Source organism: Streptomyces sp. NPDC006879, from assembly GCF_042869595.1.
In the GTDB taxonomy this organism is placed as follows: Bacteria; Actinomycetota; Actinomycetes; order Streptomycetales; family Streptomycetaceae; genus Streptomyces.
In genome coordinates this window covers 1-2,109 of record NZ_JBIAGC010000099.1, presented here as the reverse complement: position 1 = coordinate 2,109, position 2,109 = coordinate 1, and the positions used below count along the sequence as shown (strand labels likewise).

At 54.6% G+C, this 2,109-nt stretch carries 1 protein-coding gene; it reads left to right on the top strand.

Features of this window, described 5'->3' with window-relative positions; translation table 11 throughout:
* Positions 1-1,137 precede the first annotated feature (1,137 nt).
* Positions 1,138-1,476 carry a hypothetical protein gene (locus ACFYMC_RS29685; RefSeq protein ID WP_388531236.1) on the top strand — a complete coding sequence of 113 codons (339 nt, stop codon included), beginning with the start codon at positions 1,138-1,140 and terminating at the stop codon, positions 1,474-1,476.
* Positions 1,477-2,109: the final 633 nt, after the last annotated feature.

Here is a 2,109-nt window from a genome sequence, read left to right as displayed (position 1 = left end):
CCGCCGCCCTGTGCGTATCTCACAGTCCAGGGCTACCGGAGCGGACCCATCGCCGTCAGGCGAACGGCTCCGACATCACCCAATCAAGTTCAGTAAGGAGCCGACTCAGAGAGCCGCGCCCCCGATCTGCGGCCAGCTTGAAGAAGCTCACTGACCGTTTTCAGCATGGCCACCGATTGGGTGGCGGTGCTCGCTGAACCCGCTGGTCAGACGGCTAATAATGCACCATCGGGTGACGCCTCTGAAGAAGCTCACTCTGATAGGAAGCTTGACCAATTTAACTGCCGATTAGTGAAGCATCGGCGAGAGTCGCAGAATTCCCGACCAGCATTGGCGGTGAATCTTTTTGACGTCGCACGGCCGCTGTCACAATGAGCGGAACCACAGGGTTCAGCATGGACTCTGGCTAGCAGCTGCGCACCCTCTTACCAACTGCCGTACTGCATCATGGCTCAGATACTCTGACACTTCATGACTTGTTCCGCTTCGGTTTGACACGCACACGTCCATGATATTCAGTCCCGGACTAAAGCCGGTTTGAAGTGTTTGACCAAGAGTTGCAACGTCGCGCGGATCGGAGACGTTCCACCAATTCGCAACGGACGTCGGGATCGATAGCGTCTCCCCGAGGCATTCTTGGATTTCGCGCACCCCGAGCGGAGACCCAAGGGTGATGAAGGCCTCTACGTGTAGGCGCAGAGACCTAAGAACCTCGTATGCAATGATCGTCCCTATGCCATGGCTAATCACCACCAACGACCTTTCATTTCCTGCCTCTGCGATTGAGTTAGCGACTTCTCTCCGTAAAGCCGCACCCATATTACTGAAGAAATACGAATACGCATCCGCGAAAGTGGATTTCGCAAGCTGCCTGAGTTCACCATGGTGTCTATTCTGGGTAAGTGTGGCCGGAGGTGAGGACCCCCTGTCACTCGCATCTCGACATCCTCTAGCGAGAATAGAGTCAGCACGATGCACCATGTCAAACAGCCAGTCGTTTAGCGCCCAGCGAATCTCCCGCCTCTCGTGATCAGATGCAAGGCGGCCATACTTTTCTGCCTTGCATTGCGCCTCTGACAAGCACTGCTTCAGGTACTCGATCCTTGGTCGCGAGTGTGCAGAGAGACGATCAGCCACATGAAGCTCAAAATCATACAGGCGCGAATCGAGATCTTCCGGCGCCCTGTGCTGCAGTGGAGCCCAATAGGCCATTGTGGATTTGAAGCCCATATCTCTGCCGAAAAGATCCATATCCCAATTCAGCTTGAGCTGACTTCGGCTAGGCATTCTTCCCGCGCCATGGACATAGACGATGTGCGACTGCATGAGCTACTCCTTGAGCACGCGACACTGCAAGCTACTCTTATCGCTAATTTGCGCCAATCAGCGAACATCAGTCGGTTCGTGCAGATTAATGACGGCCCGTACTCGTCTCATTTCACCCAACAAGCTGTGTCGATGCAGGTCAACTTCTAGTGGCATTCCTGCCGCAACGATGACCGGAGAGAGCTTCCATTTAGTACTCTTCGCTGCGACCCCCTATCTAAGGGATGCCTCGCAATGTCCGATGGGTCAGCGTGCGGCTTCAGATATGGCCTATCGCAAGGCAGATGGTCATTCTAATGCGACTCTCCGGCACCTCTATCAATGACGCATTGATAGGTCATTTAGAATGCCATCGTGTAGCGGTACTCCCCGACTGACAGGGTATAAGGCAAATCGGCTCCGTGTCTTATCAAGCGCGCCTCCATACGTGGCATCGACGGAGCTTCGGCCAAGCAGGTCAAACCGAGCACCAACAAATGGCCCGATTAGTGAAACCGTCTTAGCGGCACTTAGGCAAACTGAAGAGCACCGTCGCTTAGTGCTGGTCGGATACCGATCAAAGACGCATTGGACGTACTCGGCAAACAGATTATCGCGGACCTCGCCACTTCTGGTCTGGACGCGGTCATCCCATGCTTGCCCCGCTCGTTCACAGTCTCGCACGAGTAATTCCGGAGTTTGAGAGAATCTAGTGTCTCGTGATTCCGTTAGCGTTACTTGATCTTGTGTGGGAGGGTCGCTTGGTATGGAGTTCTCCGTGGAACAGGTCGCCGAGTTGCGGGA